This is a genomic window from Ralstonia psammae (assembly GCF_958405935.1).
In the GTDB taxonomy this organism is placed as follows: Bacteria; Pseudomonadota; Gammaproteobacteria; order Burkholderiales; family Burkholderiaceae; genus Ralstonia; species Ralstonia psammae.
In genome coordinates this window covers 44,343-59,227 of sequence record NZ_CATZBU010000016.1, presented here as the reverse complement: position 1 = coordinate 59,227, position 14,885 = coordinate 44,343, and the positions used below count along the sequence as shown (strand labels likewise).

General features: G+C 65.5%; 12 protein-coding genes. 2 read left to right on the top strand and 10 right to left on the bottom strand.

Translation table 11 applies throughout. The annotated features are described in order from the left end of the window. Nucleotides 1-86: 86 nt before the first annotated feature. Nucleotides 87-959, top strand: coding sequence for a LysR family transcriptional regulator (locus R2N16_RS22775; protein ID WP_316668911.1), 873 nt, complete (start codon nucleotides 87-89; stop codon nucleotides 957-959). Between the two features lie 108 nt (nucleotides 960-1,067). Here R2N16_RS22775 and R2N16_RS22770 read toward each other — a convergent pair whose 3' ends face one another. The 7 genes from R2N16_RS22770 to R2N16_RS22740 all read right to left on the bottom strand — a co-directional run bounded on the left by R2N16_RS22770 (nucleotide 1,068) and on the right by R2N16_RS22740 (nucleotide 9,338). Beyond that, nucleotides 1,068-1,793, bottom strand: coding sequence for an ABC transporter ATP-binding protein (locus tag R2N16_RS22770; protein ID WP_316668865.1), 726 nt, complete (start codon nucleotides 1,791-1,793; stop codon nucleotides 1,068-1,070). Next, complete coding sequence (locus R2N16_RS22765) at nucleotides 1,790-2,566, bottom strand: ABC transporter ATP-binding protein (RefSeq protein ID WP_316668862.1); 777 nt, start codon at nucleotides 2,564-2,566, stop codon at nucleotides 1,790-1,792. The genes R2N16_RS22770 and R2N16_RS22765 overlap by 4 nt, the downstream gene beginning before the upstream one ends. 7 nt (nucleotides 2,567-2,573) lie before the next feature. Beyond that, nucleotides 2,574-3,482 (bottom strand): branched-chain amino acid ABC transporter permease, encoded by a 909-nt coding sequence (locus R2N16_RS22760; protein ID WP_316668860.1) that lies wholly within the window; start codon nucleotides 3,480-3,482, stop codon nucleotides 2,574-2,576. A gap of 10 nt (nucleotides 3,483-3,492) precedes the next feature. Further along, entirely contained in the window at nucleotides 3,493-4,374 is an 882-nt protein-coding gene (locus tag R2N16_RS22755) for a branched-chain amino acid ABC transporter permease (RefSeq protein WP_316668859.1), read from the bottom strand. 121 nt (nucleotides 4,375-4,495) lie between these two features. Further along, nucleotides 4,496-5,656 carry an ABC transporter substrate-binding protein gene (locus R2N16_RS22750; RefSeq protein ID WP_316668857.1) on the bottom strand — a complete coding sequence of 387 codons (1,161 nt, stop codon included), beginning with the start codon at nucleotides 5,654-5,656 and terminating at the stop codon, nucleotides 4,496-4,498. 451 nt (nucleotides 5,657-6,107) lie between these two features. Beyond that, nucleotides 6,108-8,789, bottom strand: coding sequence for a diguanylate cyclase domain-containing protein (locus R2N16_RS22745; protein WP_316668854.1), 2,682 nt, complete (start codon nucleotides 8,787-8,789; stop codon nucleotides 6,108-6,110). 108 nt (nucleotides 8,790-8,897) lie between these two features. Continuing rightward, a complete protein-coding gene (locus tag R2N16_RS22740; RefSeq protein ID WP_316668853.1) occupies nucleotides 8,898-9,338 on the bottom strand; it encodes a surface-adhesin E family protein in 441 nt (146 codons plus the stop codon). A 125-nt stretch (nucleotides 9,339-9,463) separates the two neighbouring features. On the opposite strand from R2N16_RS22740, the gene R2N16_RS22735 reads away from it, so the two are divergent. Continuing rightward, complete coding sequence (locus tag R2N16_RS22735) at nucleotides 9,464-10,264, top strand: YhfC family intramembrane metalloprotease (protein WP_316668851.1); 801 nt, start codon at nucleotides 9,464-9,466, stop codon at nucleotides 10,262-10,264. Here the strand turns inward: R2N16_RS22735 and R2N16_RS22730 are convergent. The 3 genes from R2N16_RS22730 to R2N16_RS22720 are packed head-to-tail and all read right to left on the bottom strand — an operon-like array spanning nucleotide 10,261 to nucleotide 14,877. Further along, complete coding sequence (locus tag R2N16_RS22730) at nucleotides 10,261-11,619, bottom strand: sigma-54-dependent transcriptional regulator (RefSeq protein ID WP_316668849.1); 1,359 nt, start codon at nucleotides 11,617-11,619, stop codon at nucleotides 10,261-10,263. The genes R2N16_RS22735 and R2N16_RS22730 overlap by 4 nt on opposite strands. Further along, a complete protein-coding gene (locus tag R2N16_RS22725; protein WP_316668847.1) occupies nucleotides 11,616-13,532 on the bottom strand; it encodes a sensor histidine kinase in 1,917 nt (638 codons plus the stop codon). The genes R2N16_RS22730 and R2N16_RS22725 overlap by 4 nt, the downstream gene beginning before the upstream one ends. Before the next feature lie 4 nt (nucleotides 13,533-13,536). Beyond that, a complete protein-coding gene (locus R2N16_RS22720) occupies nucleotides 13,537-14,877 on the bottom strand; it encodes an MFS transporter (protein WP_316668845.1) in 1,341 nt (446 codons plus the stop codon). Nucleotides 14,878-14,885 lie beyond the last annotated feature (8 nt).

Sequence of the window (14,885 nt, the reverse complement as noted above, 5' to 3'; positions counted from 1 at the left end):
GATCACTTTCTGTGCAAAAAAGCTCAGACCGACCGAAAAAAGTGCGCGCCCTGTCGCGGGCGGCGGCGGCCGAACCTTCTTCTTCCTTGCAGTGGGATGACGTGCGCTACTTTCTCGTGCTGGCGCGCGAGGGCAGCTTGTCGGCCGCTGCGCGGCGGCTGGCGGTAGAACACACCACGGTGGCACGGCGCGCCGATGCACTGGAGCAATCGTTGGGCGTGCGGTTGTTCGACCGCCTGCCGCGCGGCTGGCGCTTGACCGCCGAAGGCAACGCGCTGGCCGAGCGCGCTGAACGCATGGAGCAGGAAGCCGCCGGCTTTGCACGTGCGGCAGCGGGGGCGGGCAGCTTGCGCGGGACGGTGCGTATCTCCGCGCCGCCCACGGTGGCCAGCCACATCATCGCGCCAAACCTGGCGACACTGCGCCGGCAATGGCCAGGCATCGACCTCGTGCTGCTGGGCGAAAAGCGCAACGCCAACCTGATGGCGCACGAAGCCGATCTGGCGGTGCGGCTGTCGCGTCCCACATCGTCTGGGTTGGCGACACGCCCGCTGGGCGATCTCGGCTACGGCCTGTACGCCACCGCAGAGGTGCTCGCACGCCCCGAATCAGAGTGGGAATTCATCGGCTACGACGAAAACCTGCGCCACGTCCCGCAGCAGCGTTGGCTGGACAACTACGCAGGCGAACGTCGCGTGGTCTTACGTTGCAGCGATCTGCTGGCGATGCATCAGGCGGCGCTGGCCGGCCTGGGGGTCGCGGCGCTGCCCCACCTGCTTGGCGCCCCCGCAGAAACGGGTACGCTTTTGCGCCGATTGCCCGTCGACGACCCCGCGTTGCATCGGGAAATCTGGTTGGTGATCCACCCCGACGTTCGACGATCACCGCGCGTGCGGGCCGTGGCCGATGCGTTGATCGCGCTGTTCGACGCACAGCGACACGTGTTGGCAGGGATGTGAACGTACGCAGAAACGGGTACGCTTTTGGATGGAAATGAACCGCAAACCCAATGGATATGCGGTTCTCGCGCCCCGGCGATGTTGCATGCCGAGGCGCGTTGAGAACACTCAGCCGCCCAGGTAGGCTTCGAGCACGCGCGGATTGCCCAGCAGGTTTTTACCGCTGTCAGCCAGCACGATCTGGCCGGTCTCCAGTACATAGCCGTGCTGCGCAATCTTCAACGCCTGGCGCACGTTCTGCTCGACCAGGAAGATCGTCAGACCCTCTGCATTGATGGTGCGCAGGATGCGGAAAATCTCCTGCACGATGATCGGGGCGAGGCCCATTGATGGTTCATCCAGCAGCAGCACGCGCGGGCGCGCCATCAGCGCGCGGCCGATGGCAAGCATCTGCTGCTCGCCGCCCGACAGGTTGCCGGCCAGACCGTCGATGCGCTCCTTCAGGCGCGGGAACAGGTGGAACACGCGCTCGAGGTCAGAGGCGATCTGGCCCTTGTCCTTGCGCGTGTAGGCGCCCAGCTCCAGGTTTTCGCGCACCGTCATCGTGGTGAGCGTGGCGCGCCCTTCGGCCACCTGCACGATGCCGCGCTCCACGCGCTTGTGGGCAGACCACTGTGTAACGTCTTCGCCCTCGAACAGGATCTGGCCGCGCACATCACCCTGCGACTTGGGGATCAGGCCTGAGAGCGCCAGCAGCGTAGTCGATTTGCCCGCACCGTTTGCGCCCACCAGCGAAGTGATCTCGCCGGCCTTGAGCGCAAAGTCGATGCCCTTGACGGCTGCGATGTGCCCGTACGACACGTCCAGCCCTTTGACTTCCAGCAGTGTCGTCATGCTGCCACCTCACCTTCGTCGTCATCGCGGCCCAGGTACGCCTCGATGACTTGCGGGTCGTTGCGGATCGCCTCGGGCGGCCCTTCGGCGATGATGCGGCCGAAGTTCAGCACGGCAATGCGCTCGCACAAACCCATCACAAAGCGCATGTCGTGTTCGATCATGAAGATCGTGTAGCCCCGCCCCTTGATGTTCTCGATTTCGGCCATCAGGTCGACCTTCTCGCCCGTGTTCATGCCCGCGACAGGCTCGTCGAGCAGCAGCAGTTTGGGGTCGGTGGCCAGCGCCCGCGCGAGTTCGAGCTTGCGCTGGTCGCCGTACGAGAGGTTGTCGGCAATGTCATGCGCCTTGTGGTCGAGCTTGACCCACGAGAGCAGCTCCAGCGCACGGTCGCGGGCGCGGCGCTCGGCAGCGCGGTACTTGGGCAGCGAGAGCAGCAGGCCCGGCGCGCCGTAGTCCAGATGCCGGTGCATGCCCACCACGACGTTCTCCAGCAGCGTCATCTCCTTGAAGATGCGGATGTTCTGGAACGTGCGCGCGATGCCCATCTGCGTGATCTGGTGCGGCTTCTTGCCGACGAGATTCTCGCCGTTGAATGTGAGCGAGCCGCCTGTGGGCGCAAGCAAGCCGGTGATCAGGTTGAAGACGGTGGTTTTGCCGGCGCCATTCGGGCCGATCAAACCGAAGATGCTGCCTTGCGGCACTTCAATGTTGACGTCCTGCAAGACCGACAGGCCGCCAAAGCGCTTGGAAATGGAGGTGAGTTTCAGCATGGCGGCCTCAGTGCGATTCATTGGAAGCGGCCCGGGTGTCGCCCGTGCCCGGCATGGTGCCACCGCGCTTCATGCCGAACCAGCGCGCGAAACGCGCCGGATCCCAGATGCCCTTGGGCAGGAACAGCACGATCACCATCAGGATCACGCCGTTGACGACCAGGCGGAAATCCTTGAACGCACGCAGCAACTCCGGCAGCAGCGACAGGATCAGGCTGCCGAGCACGGGGCCCGTGAGGCCGTTGGTGCCACCCAGAATCGTCATCGTGAGAATTTCCACGCCGCGATCGAAGCCGAATTCGTTCGGGCCGATGAAGAAGGTCAGGTGCGCATTGAGTGCGCCCGCCAGCCCCGCGATGGCTGCGCCCAGCGTGAACGCCAGCAGCTTGGTACCGGCGACGTTGATACCCATGAGGCCTGCAGCCGTTTCGTCTTCCTTGATGGCCTCGAATGCGCGGCCAACCTTCGAGCGGCGCATACGCGCAAGCACGAACAGCGTGGCCAACACGGCCAGCGCCACATGCCACCACTCGGTCAGTTGCGGAATGCCGTTCAGGCCCAGCGCGCCGCCGGTCCAGTTCTCGGTGTTCAAAATCAGCACGCGCACGACTTCGCCAAAACCAAGCGTGGCCATGGCCAAATACACGCCGGAAAGACGCAGCGTCGGCCGCCCGATGACCACGGCCACCACGGCCGGCGCCACCATGCCGCCCAGCAGCGCGACCGAAAATGGCATCTCGGCATTCATCGTCAGCAGGGCCGCCGTGTATGCGCCGATGCCCATGAAGGCCGCATTCGCCATCGCCAGCAGGCCGCACGACAGGGTCAGGTAAATGGACAGCGCCAGCAGCGCGTTGATGCCCAGCGTCAGCACCAGGTTGCTGTAGACCGACCAGAAGTTGTCGAACCATTCCATGTCGGTCTCCTTATGCCTTGCGTTCCAGCACCTTGCCGAACAGCCCTTGCGGCCGCACCAGCAGGATCAGGAACAGCAGACCGAACGCCACCGCATCGCGCATGGTCGAGCCGATGTAGGCAACCGACAGCACTTCGGCAAACCCGAGGAACAGCCCGCCGAGCATCGCGCCGCGAATATCGCCCAGGCCGCCCAGGATGATGACCGCGATGCCCTTGTGCAGCATCGGCTGGCCCATCAGCGGGAATACGGCGTTGGAATACAGCCCGATCAGCACGCCCGACAACCCGCCCAGCGCAGCGGCCGCGAACGACGTCAGCAGGAACAGCCCTTCGACGTTGATACCAAGCAACGCTGCCGCTTTGGGCGACTCCGCAATCGCGCGCAGCGCGCGGCCGAGTTGCGTGCGTTTGAGCAACAGCATGAGCGCGCCCATCAGCACGAACGACAGCACGATGATGCTCAGCTCCAGCGGCGTGAGATGGATGCCGCCCAGATCCAGCGACGCATCGGACACGAGCCCGGCCGGGAAGCGCAGGTTCTCTGCGCCAAACGCGCCTTGCATGGCGTTGTTGATGGCGATGCCCGCACCGATGGTCCCGATCATCGGGATCAGGTGCGGCGCGTTGCGGCGGCGCAGTGGGCGCAGCAGCAGCACATCGATGATGAGCCCGGCCACACCGCTCACGATAAAACCGACGGCCAGTGCTGCCCACAGTGGCAGATCGAAGTGGAGGACGACCTGCAGCGCCGCATAGGCACCCAGCATGAAGACCGCGCCGTGCGACAGGTTGATCACGCCCAGGATGCCGAAAACCAGCGTGAACCCCAGGGCGAACAACGCATACACGCAGCCAAGCGACAACGCATTGACGAGTTGCTGTTCCAGCATGATGAATCAGAGTGAGGTGCGGCCGAATGTGACCAAAGCGGTCACCAAAGCAGCCGCAAAAAAAGCGATGGGGCGTAGGTTTAGCTACGCCCCGCGTTTCGGTCTCAACGAGAACCGAAGATTACTTCTCGATCGTGTACTTGCCGTTCTTGGTCACGCTCACGATCGGCGTCTGCACGGCGTCATAGCCGGCCGGCTTGCCGCGTGCCGTCACCTGGCGGAACGCAAACGCGCCGGTCGCCCCGGTGTGCTTGACTGCCGGCAGCGCGTCGCGGATCGCCTTGCGGTCGGCATCCAGGTTGCCGCTGAACTTGACCGTCTTCAGCGCCTTGCTGGCGATATACATCGCGTCATACGCCTGCGCCGCAAACTGATCCGGCGCTGCCTTGTACTTGGCGGTGTAGGCGGTGATGAACTTGCTGTTCTCAGGCGTGTGGTTCTCGATCGACCACGGGCTGCCCACCCACAGGTTATCGGACTTGTCCTTCGCCAGGTCGAACACCTTGACCGAATTCATGCCGTTGCCGCCGATGATCGGCACGTTCAGGCCGAGCTGGCGCGCCTGCACCATGATCGGACCACCTTCGGCAATCAGCGCAGACAGCACGATCGCATCCGGGTTCGTCGCCTTGATCTTGGTGAGCTGGGCCTTGAAGTCGACGTCGCCCTTGGCGAAGGTCTCGGTGGTCGTGACCGGGATCTTCAGGTCTTCGAGCGCCTTCTTGAAGTTGTCGTAGCCGCTCTTGGTGAAGACGTCGTCGTTGCCATACAGCACCGCGACCTTTTTCACGCCGGCTTTCTTCACGACCGTCTGGATCGTGGCCGGCAGCACGTCGGCTTCGGTCACGGAATTACGGAAGACGAAATCGCCGATGCTGGTGATGCCGTCTGCGGTGTTGGAAGTGCCGAAGGCCACCGTCTTGGCAGCCTGCGCGATCGGGTCGGCCGCCTGGGCCGAGTTGGACAGCGTGGGGCCAAACACCATCGCCACCTTGTCCTGGAAGATCAGCTTCTTGAAGACGTTGATGGCCTCTTCCTTCTTGCCCTGCTCGTCTTCGATCACCAGCGCGATCTTGCTGCCGTTGATGCCGCCCGAGGCGTTGATCTCGTCAGCCGCCAGCTGGAAGCCGTTGCGGATGGCCACGCCGTACTGGGCTGCGCCGCCCGACAGCGCTTCGGCCACACCGATCTTGATGTCCTGGGCCGCGAAAGTCGTGCCCGTTGCGATTGCCGCCCCCGCAGCCACTGCCGTCAACAGCAGCCGTTTGATCATTTTTTGCATGCGAACCTGCTCCTTGTTTGTCCGTCGCGATTGCTTGAATGCGATGCGTCTCGAAGATGCGCTGGCCCAACACCGTCGCTTCCCCCGCATGCGCCCTGCATCGCGTCCGGACGCTCGCCTGCCGGGTTTCACGCCACGAAGACAAAACAACGTTGGCGAAACGGCGGAAGGCCTGCCGGGCAAGCGATGCCGGATTGGGCATGCGTGCTCCAGGAGTGCGTCGGCGTGTGAAGCGAAGGCGCCATGGGTACAGCGCTCTTGTGCGACGCGCCGGGGTGGCCGGCACGTGCAGTCAGTCGCGGGACTTTACCGGAAAGCGCACGACCGTGCGATAGGGGATTGTCCGCCGCCCGGCCTGGGGGGCGGACATTGCGGCGCAACATTGCCCGCGCAACACCGTCAAATCGACGTGGAGCGTACCCGTTTCTGCGTGCCTTGCGGCACTGCGAAATCAGCCCGTCGACAGTTCGTCGGCACTGACAAACAAGCCCTTGCCGCGCGATTTGGCTTCGTACAGCGCCTCGTCGGCGGCTTCGAAGACGACGCTCTGCGCCAGCGTGCGCGCGTCAAAGGTCGCGATGCCGATGCTCGCGCCCACCTGCACCATCGCCTCACGCAGGCGAAACGGCTTGTTGCATGCGGCGAGGATGTTGGTGGCAACCGTCTTCGCGTCGTCGGGGTGCGGCAGGTGCTCCAGGATGACGGCGAACTCGTCACCGCCAAAACGCGCCACGCCGTCGTACGGGCGCACGGCCCGCGCCAGGCGCTGCGCGAAGGTACGCAGCAGCGCATCGCCCACGGCGTGCCCGTACGTGTCGTTGACGACCTTGAAGCCGTCGAGATCGACCAGCAGCAGCGCGCCGGTGGATCCGTTCACACGCGCCTGGTCGAGCGCAGCCAGCAAACGCTCTTCAAAGCCGGCACGGTTGGCCAGGCCGGTGAGGTGATCGGTGGTGGTCAGCGCGCGCAGGCGCAGTTCCTGTTTCTTGCGCTCCGTGATGTCGAGCGTGACCGAATGCACACCCGCCACACGGCCTTGCGCATCGAACTGCGGAAGGTAGCTGACCTCTTCGCAGCGGTACAGATCGCGGCCGCGCAGTTCGCGCTCGAAGACCATCGTCTCGCCGCCCAGCGCGCGCCGCAACGCGTCACGAAGAATGCTGTAGGCATCGTCACCCACGACTTCACGCAGCGTCTGTCCGAGCATGCTGGCGGCCGATCGCCCATACGCTTTCTCGTAGGCGGCGTTCAGGAAGCGGAAGCGCTCGTCGGTGTCGATGAAGGCCACCAGCGCGGGCAGCGCGTCGGTCACGGTCTGCAGCGTTTCGCGGCTGCGCTGCAGCGCTTCCTTGGCGGCCCTGTCCTGCGTGATGTCGCGCATGACCGACGAGAAGTACTCCATACGCCCACGGGGATCGCGGTGCGCGATGATCATGTGGTTGATCGGCACGACCTGCCCCTCTGCACCTCGCACGGTGGTTTCGCCAATCCACACGCCGTCGCGCGCAGCCGCGGGTACGGCCACCTCGCGCAGCCAGCCCATCGTCTCGGGCGGGTAGAAATCTGCGACGGTCAGCCCTTGAAGACTGGCGTCCAGCGCAATGCCGGCAAAGCGGCGGCCGGCCGGATTCATGTAGGTGACGTTGCCCTGTACGTCGCTCTGCGCGACAAAGTCGGTGGTGGAGTCGAGGATCTTGGTCAGCACGCGCGATGCCTGCTGCGCGCGCGCGCGTACGGTGATGTCTTCCATGGCCCCGACGTGGCCAACCACCTCGCCGTCCACCCGCACCGGTGCGGTCGTGACGATCAGCAATCGCTCGCCGATGCCCGGGACGATCACACGCTGTTCGGCGCTGTAGCCGGCGCCGCGCGCGAGCGCCTCGCGCCAGCCGGCCATGGTGGCATCCCGGTCGTCCGGATGCAGGCGCGCGAGCCACACGTCGGCCAGGGCCTCTTCATGCGTGGCACCGAGCAGGCGGCGATATGCCTCGTTGGTATAGACGGTCCGGCCGTCCGCATCCGAGCGGAACAACCCGAGCGGCGAGGCATCGTTCACGGCTTCCAGCTCGGCGCGCTGGCGGACGACCTCGCCCATCAGTTTGCGGAACGCCGTCGACACCGCCTCGATTTCCGCCGAGGCGCCGAGCAGCTCAAGCGGCGGCGCATTGCGCAAGTCCGTGGCAGAGAGCTGCGTCATGGCGGCATGCAACCGGCCAAGCGGGCGCAACAGCCACAGCATCGCCGCCCACACCGACACACCGATCAGCGCCGCCAGCACCAGGAGCGACCAGCGAAAACGCTGCCGCATGAGGAAGAGTTGCCGATTGGCCTCGGCGCCAGGCAGCACGGCGGCGAGCGTCCAGCCGGCCGCGATGATGTCGTGCGTGGTGACCACGTCGCCGCCGCGCTCAGGCAGCGCTTCCGGGTCCGCGCGGAACGCCGCGGCCGCCACCGGATCGGCATCGAGCGGCGCAAGCGTCTTGTCGGCCTCGGGGTGCACGATATAGATGGGATTGTCACCACGCGTGACCAGGTAGACATGGCCGGTCTGGCCCACGCGCATGTCGCGCAGCTCGCCGAGAAAGTTCGGCTTGAGCAGGTACAGCGACGCGCCGATCAGTCCGACGAGATTGCCGTCCTGATCATGCACTGGCGCGGCCAGGATGACGATGGGCTCGCCGCCCACGCGGTTGCGCAGCGGGGCGGAGATGGTCGGCTGATCGACCACCATGATCTGCTTGAAGTAATCCCGATCCGAAATGTCGATGCCGACCACGCCCGCGCGGCGCGACGAGGTGGCGGTCACCTTGCCCTCGGCCGAGGCCAGGAACACGCCGTCGAACAGGCCGCTGGCGGGCTGGATGGATTGGTAGAACGCCGCTTCCTGCGCGGGCGTGTTGAACCGCACGGTGCGCATCTGCTGCGCGGTGCGCTCGAGCACGCCCAGATAGGTGTCCAGCCGCTGCTTGAGGTCTTCCGCCGACTCCTTGACCAGGGCCGTCTGCTGCACCTTGATCTGCGCCATTACCTCGCGGCGGATCGGCTCGCGTTGCGACCAGCCGAACAGGCTCACCACCGTCACGCTGATGACGGTTGCCATGATGGCCGCCTGCGACTTCAGGGTCAGTTTCATCGGACGGTCGGCTGGCACCGGCGCCCCTCGCGGCCGGTGTCTTGTTGTAGAGAGTGGGCAGACACCATAGTGCTCTGCCCGCCGGTCATTGTCGAGCCGCCGTGACGTTTAGCGGCGGCTGCAGACGTAGGCAGCGGAGCGCGCCGCGAGCGTACCGGGGCGGATGCGCATCCAGTGCGCGCCGGCTGCGGTATCGCTATCGAGCGTGGCGCCGTCGGGAGCGCGCACCACGTAGTCGATCAGGCGGATGCGCTGGCGATGGCAGTCGATCTCCTGGCGCGAGAGGATCACCGTGCCGGGCCGGTAGCGGGCCCCATGGGCACGGCGTTCGCCGCGCTTGAGCACGGTGCGCGCCAGAAAGATCTTGTGGCCAGTACGGTTGGAGCGCAAAGACGTGCGATCGATGGAAGCCACGACGGAGGTGGTCGTCAGGTACTCGTGCCAGCGTGCTGCCTGGGCAGGCGCCGCCATGCCGAAGGCGCCCACGACGACACCGCATATCCAGAACCACCGCCACATCATGCGTTTCACGACCGTCTGTCCTGCCATATCAAGAAGCCAAGAAGCGGCATTCCTGCCGCAGGCCGTATTGTAACAATCGGCCCGTAAGACTCGCGCCTGCGTGCCTCAGGTAGCATGCGGCCACCTCGATCGTCTCAACTGCGCCATCCGTCATGCCCACCGTCGCCCTGCCTGCCCTCGTTGCCCACGCCATCGCGGCCTTGCTCATCGCCAGCGCGCCCGTCGGGGCGTGGCTCTGGTTGCGGCGGCGCTTTGACCTGGCGTGGCGCGACATCGGCGTGGGCGCGGCGGTGTTTGTCGTGTTTGCGCTGGTGCTGGAACGCACGCTGCACCTGTATCTGCTCCAACTCAACCCGATCACGGCGCACTGGCTGCGCATGCCCGTGCTGTTCGTCATCTACGGCGCGCTGATGGCCGGTTTGTTCGAGGAAAGCGGCCGCTGGCTCGGCCTGCGCTTTCTCGTGCGCAAACCCGGGAATGCCGCCACACCGGTCGCGTACGCGCTCGGGCACGCCGGCGTCGAGGCCTGGCTGGTTGGTGCGGCATCGCAGGCGCAGATGGTGATGTTCGGCATTGCCGCCAACCGGGGCGAGCTGGAATCGCGCCTCGCGGCCAGCGGCGCCGACGCCATGGGCGGAACGATCCACGCCATGCTCGCGCAGCTCTCGCCGTGGCTTGCACTCGGCGCAGTGAGCGAGCGCATGGCGGCGATGCTGATCCAATTCACGCTCACGCTGGTGGTGTGGCACGCGGTGCGGCAGCGGCGGTTTGTGATCGTCGTGCTGGCGGTGTTGCTGCATGCGCTGGCGGACTTGCCCGCTGCGCTGTACCAGGTACATGTGCTGCCCCTGGCGGTGACCGAAGCGATCTACGCCGTGGCGGCCGTGCTGCTGGCAGCAACATGCTGGCCCCCGCAAGGTGGCCGCAAGCTCGGCGAATCTTCCCTGCGCTAACTGCTGCGGAATCGGTCCGGCTCGATGCCGTGCCGGTTGAGCTTGTCGTACAGCGTCTTGCGCGGCACCGCGAGCAAGTCCGCCGCGCGCGCAACATTGCCCTCCGTGGCGCGCAGTGCTTCCTCGATGGTGGTGCGTTCGACCGCCATCATGCGGCCGGCCAGGGAATGCTGGCTCGCTTCGGAAGCCACCAGGCCATCGTCCAATCCGAGGCAAAACCGTTCGGCCACGTTCTTCAGCTCGCGCACGTTGCCGGGCCAGTCGTAGTGCTGCCAGCGCATCATGTCCTGCGCAGTCCAATCGGGCGCGGCACGCTCGTACCGCACCGCGGCTTGCTGCAGAAAGTGGGCCATCAGCAGCGGAATGTCTTCGGCACGCTGACGCAGCGCCGGCAGCGCAATCGACACGACATTCAAGCGGTAATACAGGTCCGCGCGGAACTGGCCGTGATCGGATGCGTCCTTCAAGTCGACCTTCGCGGCGGCCACCACGCGGCAATTGACCGGCACGCTCGCGTTGCTGCCCAGCCGTTCGATGCTGCGCTCCTGCAGCGCGCGCAGCAGCTTGGCCTGCAGCGCCAACGGCATCGATTCGATTTCATCCAGGAAGAGCGTGCCGCCATCGGCATATTCCATCTTGCCGATACGGCGGCGGTTGGCACCCGTGAAGGCGCCCGCCTCGTGCCCGAACATCTCGCTCTCGAACACGGACTCCGGCAACGCCGCGCAGTTCAGCGCGACGAACGGCCCGCGGCGTCGGCTGCCTTCGTGAATGGCACGCGCGAGCACTTCCTTGCCCGAGCCGGTCTCCCCGGTGACGAGGATGTCGGCGTCGGTCGGTGCCAGCGCGGTGACGAGTCGGCGCACGTTATGCATGACGGCGCTCTGGCCGATCAATGGGTACGCCTGCCGGCCCTGCAGCGCTTCGCGCAAACGCAGGTTTTCGGAAGTGAGCCTGCGCTTTTCCAACGCGCGCCGCACCACGTCGACCAGGCGCTCGGAGTGGAACGGTTTCTCCATGAAGTCGTACGCGCCCGCGCGCATGGCGGCCACGGCCATCGTCACATCGCCATGACCGGTGATGAGGATGACCGGCAACTGGCGGTCGTGCTGGAGCATCTCGCGCAGCACAGCAAGACCGTCGCGGCCGGGCAGGCGCACGTCGGTGACGACCACGGACGGCGTTTGCGTGGCGAGCGCGGCCAGCGCGCTTTCCGCATCGGCAAAAGACTGCACCGGCACATCGGCCAGCGTGAGCGCTTGCTCGCAGCCCAGGCGCACCACGTCATCGTCTTCGATCAGGAAGACGGGCGCGTGGTCGATGGGGGAAGGGTCCGGCGTACCGTGTTCAGTCATGTGGGTTCCACAACGCGTTCTAGCTCGATGATGAATTCTGCGCCACCCGCATCGTCGCCAGCATTGCGACCTTCGAGTCGACCACCAAAGTCTTCGATGATCGCCAGCGAAATCGCCAGCCCGAGCCCCAGGCCCTGACCATCGTCCTTGGTAGTGAAGAACGGCTCAAACAGGCGGGGGAGCACAGCGGCGGGAATGCCCGCACCGAAGTCTCGCACGGTGATGCGTACCCATTTCTCGATGGACTCGACGTTCACGTGCACGGTGGCGGCTTCGGCTTTTGGCGCCTCGACGGTGGCATCAATGGCGTTGCGGATGAGGTTTACGAGCACCTGCTCGAGCCGCACGGCGTTGGCCCAGACCGCAAGATCTGCCGGCACCGGCTCGGCCGTCACCGTCACGCCGGCCTGGCGGCGACGCGTCTCAACCAGCATCAGTGCCTGGCGGATGGCTTCGTCCACCGACACAGCCGCGCGTGCCGCATCGCCCTTGCGCGAGAACGCCTTGATGTGCGAAACGATGCGCCCCATGCGCTCGGCAAGCTGGCTGATGTGCGTGAGGTTGCCGCGCACCTCGTCGATGCGGCCGCGCTCGGCAAGCTGGTTGGCGTTGTCGGACAGCGTGGTCAGCGCGGTGAGCGGCTGGTTGAGTTCGTGCGTAATGCCGGCTGCCATCTGGCCGAGCACGGCGAGCTTGCCGGCCTGCACGGCGGCATCGCGCGTTTCGCGCAGGATGCGTTGTGCGGCGTCAAGTGCCTCGACCTTGCCGGCGAGTGCGGTGTTGGCAGATGTCAACTCGGCGGTGCGCTGAGCAATGCGCACTTCCAGGTCACGCTGGACTTCGCGCAGCGCGGCGCGCGCGCGGTGCTGCTCTTCGCGCCGGCGCGTACGCAAACGCAAGGCAACGAGTACGGCGAAGATCAGCGCCATCGCAAACGCGGCACTCGCACCGGCCACCAGCGCGGTGCGCTGCTCGTCGCGCGGGTCGATCAACACGGCGACCTGCCAGCCGAGCAAGCCCACCGGGCGGTACTGCACACGCAGTGTCGATACCGATTTTCCGGGCAACGCCACGCGCACGGTCTGCGGCGGGTGGTCCGCAGAAAAGGGTACGCCCCCGGCTTGTCCGTCGTTCATTCCGAGCGGCGTGAGGCTGTGGGGTGCGTACTGGCGTGTCGCATCGAGTGCGGCGCGCTGGTCCGCGCTCAAGGTGCCAAGCGTGCGGTATTTCCACTCGGGTACGGACGACAGGAAGATCACGCCGTGCCGATCCACCAGCAGCACCGTATCGCCACTGCGCGACAACGTGGCCTCGAACGCATCGAGGTTGACTTTCACGACCACCACGCCGATCGGCTTGTTGTCTTCGCGCACCGGGGCGGCCACGAAATAGCCCGTCTCGCCAGTGGTGTTGCCGACGCCATAGAAGCGGCCGAGCCCTTCGCGCATGGCCTCGACAAAGTACGGGCGGAATGCGTAGTTCTGGCCGACGAACGAAGTGGGCAAGTCCCAATTGCTCGCCGCAATCGTCAGGCCTGTCGTATTGATCAGGTGGGCGGCAGCCAGATCGGTGGCCGCCTGCACTTCTTTCAGGTAGGCGTTGGCCGCACGACGCATGACGGCGTCGCCAGCCGGGGGATTCTCTTGTAGCGCGACGTGCAGCACGTGCTCCAACGCCGCCAGCCTTGGCAATGACTCGTAGCGCGCCAGCGTGCTGCGCAGGTTCTGCGCGTAGAAGGTGGTGCGCTGTCCGGCCTCCTCGGCGCGCGTTGCAACGTAGCGCTGCAGGGCGATGGCGTAAGCGCCCCAACCCGCCACTGCGCAGCACGCCGCCATGGCCAGCGCGACGGCCACGCGCCAGCCCCTCCCGCGCGCAGGTTGGGCAAGATCGGCGTGGCCGTCGGTTGGCGACATGGGGTCAATGTTCGATGCGGGAATGCTCGCGAGTATCGCGCATGAACACGTACACCAACAGCGACAGGAAGATGGCGCCCGTCACGTACCAGTAGAACAGCGACTCATGACCCGACTGCTTGAGCCACAGCGCGATGTACTCCGCGGTGCCGCCAAAGATCGACACCGTGAGCGCATACGGCAGGCCCACACCCAGCGCGCGCACTTCTGCAGGGAACAGCTCCGCCTTCACCACCGCGTTGATCGACGTATAGCCCGAGACGATCACCAGTGCGGCCATGATCAGGAAGAAGGCTGTCCACACGTTGGTGGTCTGGCTGATGCCGGTCATGATGGGCACGGTAAACAACGTACCCAGCACGCCGAACGCAATCAGGATCGGACGGCGGCCGATGCGGTCGGACAACCCGCCCACGATCGGCTGCAGCATCGCAAACAGCAGCAGCGTAGCGCCGGACACCAGCGTCGCCTTGTCTTTCGACAGACCGACCGTGTTGGCCAGGAACTTCTGCATGTAGATCGAGTACGTGTAGAACGCCACCGTACCGCCCATCGTCAGGCCCACGACCGTCGCAACGGCACGCGGATGCTTGGCCAACTCCGACAGCGTGCCGCGCTTGGTGTTTGCCTTCGCGGCAGTAAAGGACTGCGTTTCTTCCATGTGGGAGCGCATGGCCATCGCCACCAGCGCGCACAGCGCGCCGACGAAGAACGGAATGCGCCAGCCCCACGCCTCAAGCTGCGCCGGCGACAGCACGAACTGCTGCAGCACGATCAGCAGCGCCAGCGCCGTCAGTTGGCCGGCGATGAGCGTGACGTACTGGAAGCTTGAGTAGAAGCCGCGGTTTTCCTTGCTGGCGACTTCGCTCAGGTACGTGGCCGAGGTGCCGTATTCCCCACCGACCGACAGCCCTTGCAGCAGACGCGCCAGCACCAGCAGCGCTGGTGCCGCAACGCCGATGGTCGCGTAGCTCGGCGTGAGCGCAATGATGAGCGAGCCCAGGCACATGAGCACCACCGAGAAGAACAGCGCGCGCTTGCGGCCGTAGCGATCGGCGTAGATGCCCATCAGCCAGCCGCCCACCGGACGCGCCAGGAAGCCCACCGCAAACACCGCCGCCGTATTGAGCAGCTGCGCGGTCTGATCGCCCTGGGGAAAGAACGACTTGGCAAAGTACAGCGCAAACGCCGAGTACACGTACCAGTCGTACCACTCGACCAGATTGCCAATCGAACCGGAGAAGATGGAACGCAGACGACGGCGTACGTCTGCGGGAGTGTCTTTGGCGGGGGCTTGCGTGGGCGAAAAGTCGCCCGTGACCGCGCCAGCCTGAGGCTGCGTCATGGTGTCTC

Coding starts and splice junctions, on each gene's coding strand:
- R2N16_RS22770 (WP_316668865.1), bottom strand. CDS start 1,793: ATGACGACACTGCTGGAAGTCAAAGGGCTGGACGTGTCGTACGGGCAC.
- R2N16_RS22765 (WP_316668862.1), bottom strand. CDS start 2,566: ATGCTGAAACTCACCTCCATTTCCAAGCGCTTTGGCGGCCTGTCGGTC.
- R2N16_RS22760 (WP_316668860.1), bottom strand. CDS start 3,482: ATGGAATGGTTCGACAACTTCTGGTCGGTCTACAGCAACCTGGTGCTG.
- R2N16_RS22755 (WP_316668859.1), bottom strand. CDS start 4,374: ATGCTGGAACAGCAACTCGTCAATGCGTTGTCGCTTGGCTGCGTGTAT.
- R2N16_RS22750 (WP_316668857.1), bottom strand. CDS start 5,656: ATGCAAAAAATGATCAAACGGCTGCTGTTGACGGCAGTGGCTGCGGGG.
- R2N16_RS22745 (WP_316668854.1), bottom strand. CDS start 8,789: ATGAAACTGACCCTGAAGTCGCAGGCGGCCATCATGGCAACCGTCATC.
- R2N16_RS22740 (WP_316668853.1), bottom strand. CDS start 9,338: ATGGCAGGACAGACGGTCGTGAAACGCATGATGTGGCGGTGGTTCTGG.
- R2N16_RS22735 (WP_316668851.1), top strand. CDS start 9,464: ATGCCCACCGTCGCCCTGCCTGCCCTCGTTGCCCACGCCATCGCGGCC.
- R2N16_RS22730 (WP_316668849.1), bottom strand. CDS start 11,619: ATGACTGAACACGGTACGCCGGACCCTTCCCCCATCGACCACGCGCCC.
- R2N16_RS22725 (WP_316668847.1), bottom strand. CDS start 13,532: ATGTCGCCAACCGACGGCCACGCCGATCTTGCCCAACCTGCGCGCGGG.
- R2N16_RS22720 (WP_316668845.1), bottom strand. CDS start 14,877: ATGACGCAGCCTCAGGCTGGCGCGGTCACGGGCGACTTTTCGCCCACG.